Below are 2,519 nucleotides of genomic sequence, written 5' to 3' on the forward strand. Positions count from 1 at the left end.
GTACTCGGTGCTGCGGCCGGACGTGATCGTCCTGGCCACCCACGCCCCGGACCGGCCGTTCTTCCGCAACACCGCCCGTCGCGGCGAGGGTGTCGGCCCGGTCGGCGAGGACGGGGACGCCGTCGATCTCGGCCAGGTGCAGGCGGTGCAGTCCGGACAGTGTGCCGCGGGCGGCGACGGTGCCGTGCACGGTGGCGATCAGGTGGAAGCTGCCGGCCAGGTCGGCGGCGAGGGCGAGGGCGTCGTACGGGTCGCGGATGCGGGCGGCGCTGCGGCGCAGGTGGTGGGCGTCGGTGTCGCAGGTGCCGAACACGGCCAGCGCGACCGGTCCGGCCTGGGCGGTGACCGGTTCGTCGTCCGGCCAGTGGCCGAGGATCCAGGGGCGTCCGCTGGGGTGGTGCAGGGCACGGCGCTCGGCCGTGCCCCGCGCCGCGGCCACCGCGGCTCCGGCGTCGGTGTCCGGCAGGACCACGAACCGGGTCCGCCGGTGACCGTTCACGGCCCGGTCCTCAGGGGGCGAGGTAGTAGCCGTGGACGTCGGACTGGTTGCCGATGTCGAAGCCGCGGGTGAGGTCGGCGAAGTCGCCGAGTTCGATCAGCTCCGGGGGCTCGTACACGTCGTCGGTCATGACGATGTCCTCTCTTCTGCGGGGAGTTGGACACGATCGCCGGCCGGCGGTCTTCCACTCTTCCTGCTCGGTTCGCCGACGGACAAGCGGTGCCGGGCGCTTCGGCCGGATCCCGACGGCCCCCGTGCGCGTGGTCGCGGGCGCTCCCGGGACTGGTGGGCACCGGGGTTCGCGGGCGGCGGGGGCGGCGGGGGCCGGGGCCGGTTTCGGCCAGCCGTGGACGAAGTGGTGTAGACCTGTTTGGTGCCGGGCGGGGGCCCGCCTACGGTCGGCTCATGGCTGACGCATGCTTCGCGCACCCGCGGCTCGCCGCGGTCTACGACCCGCTGGACCCCGACCGCGGCGATCTCGACGCCTACCTGCGGATGGCGGAGGAGTTCGGGGCGCGCCGGGTGCTGGACATCGGCTGCGGCACGGGGGTGTTCGCGCTGCTGCTGGCCGGGCGCGGGGCCGAGGTCGTCGGCGTCGATCCCGCGCTCGCGTCCGTCGAGGTCGCGCGCGCCAAACCGGGTGCCGCGAAGGTGCGTTGGATCCACGGGGACGCGACGGGCCTGCCGCCGCTGCGGGTCGACCTGGCGACGATGACGGCGAACGTCGCTCAGGCGATCACCGACCCGACCGAGTGGCGGGGGACGCTGCGAGGTGCCTTCGGGGCGCTGCGGCCGGGCGGGCGGCTGGTCTTCGAGACCCGCGACCCGGCCGCCCGCGCCTGGGAGGAGTGGACGCGCGGGCGCTCCCACCGGGTGACGGAGGTCCCGGGGGTCGGCGCGGTCGAGAGCTGGGTCGACCTGACCGGGGTGCGCTGGCCGCTGGTGTCGTTCCGGTGGACGTACGTGTTCGCCGCGGACGGGCAGGTGCTGACCTCGGATTCGACGCTGCGCTTCCGGGAGCGGGCGGAGGTCGAACGAGACCTGACCGCCTGCGGGTTCACGGTGGAGGAGGTCCGCGACGCGCCCGACCGGCCGGGGCGGGAGTTCGTGTTCGTGACCCGGCGCCGATAGCTTTCCGCCCCCACTCCCCCGGGTGGTGCCCTCGACGGCGGCGCGGTAGGCCCGGGCGACCTCGGCGGCGGAGGTGCCGTCGGCGGGGGCGGCGCCGAGGCGTTGCAGGGTCTCGGTGGCTCCGATGACGAGGACCTTCAGACGGTCGCGATCATCACCCCGGCGAGGCCGAGGCGCGGGAAGTCGGCCGAGCCGACTTCCTGCGCCGCCTCGGCACTCAGGTGCGAGCGGCTTGGGTACGGCAGTGGGTGAGGGCGTAGCGGACGCGGGGGTCGGGGCCGGTGGTGGTGAGGAGTTCGCCGGCCATGACGAGGGCGGTCCAGTAGGTGGCCGGGTCTCCGGTGCGCGGCAGGGGTGCGGTGGAGGCGAGGGAGAGGTAGGCGGCGGTGAGGTTGCCGGTGGTGAACCAGCGCTGGAGGCCGTGCTGGTGGCCGGGGCGGATGCCGCCGATGGCGTCGATGGCGGTGGTGAGGTGGCCGACGAGGGCGTGTTCGGTGGGGGTGAGCCGCTTGGGGACGTCGAACACGCCGAGGGCTTCGAGGACTTCACCGGTGTCGGCCTCGGAGTCGGGGCGGGGATCGGCGAGCAGGGCGTCGTAACACTCCCCCAGACGCCGGGCGGTCTCGGCGGGCGGGATGTCGAGCGCGAGGCACACGGCCTCGGCGCACGGCAGCGGCTTGTGGCCGAGGCGGGCGAGGAGGGCGTAGGTGGCGGCGGGGGTGGCGCCACGGGAGAGGGTGTGCCGGGCGAGGGTGGCGAGGTGCATGGGGGGAAGTGGCTTTCAGGCGAGGACGAGGACGAGGACGAGGCGAGCAGTTCGTCGTCTTCTCCTCGATCGCCGCGGTGTGGGGCGGCGGCGGACAGGGCGCGTACGCGGCGGGCAACGCCT

The 2,519-nt window shown here is 74.8% G+C and carries 4 protein-coding genes and 1 pseudogene; 2 read left to right on the forward strand and 3 right to left on the reverse strand.

Annotation, left to right across the window (positions count from 1 at the left end; genetic code table 11):
• Positions 1-499 (reverse strand): annotated as a pseudogene (locus ACIQOV_RS37010) (hypothetical protein); the annotation flags it as partial.
• A gap of 10 nt (positions 500-509) precedes the next feature.
• Positions 510-629, reverse strand: a complete 120-nt coding sequence (locus ACIQOV_RS37015) for a lasso RiPP family leader peptide-containing protein (RefSeq protein ID WP_396302912.1) — start codon at positions 627-629, stop codon at positions 510-512.
• A gap of 275 nt (positions 630-904) precedes the next feature.
• Between ACIQOV_RS37015 and ACIQOV_RS37020 the strand changes: the two genes are divergently transcribed.
• Positions 905-1,630, forward strand: coding sequence for a class I SAM-dependent methyltransferase (locus ACIQOV_RS37020; protein WP_401055185.1), 726 nt, complete (start codon positions 905-907; stop codon positions 1,628-1,630).
• Between the two features lie 217 nt (positions 1,631-1,847).
• Here the strand turns inward: ACIQOV_RS37020 and ACIQOV_RS37025 are convergent, their stop codons facing one another.
• Entirely contained in the window at positions 1,848-2,396 is a 549-nt protein-coding gene (locus ACIQOV_RS37025) for a hypothetical protein (protein WP_401055186.1), read from the reverse strand.
• Between the two features lie 8 nt (positions 2,397-2,404).
• On the opposite strand from ACIQOV_RS37025, the gene ACIQOV_RS37030 reads away from it, so the two are divergent.
• Positions 2,405-2,519: KR domain-containing protein (locus tag ACIQOV_RS37030; RefSeq protein ID WP_401055187.1), on the forward strand; the 115-nt coding region annotated here is incomplete at its 3' end.

Source organism: Kitasatospora sp. NPDC091257 (assembly GCF_044757675.1).
In the GTDB taxonomy this organism is placed as follows: Bacteria; Actinomycetota; Actinomycetes; order Streptomycetales; family Streptomycetaceae; genus Kitasatospora; species Kitasatospora lactacystinica.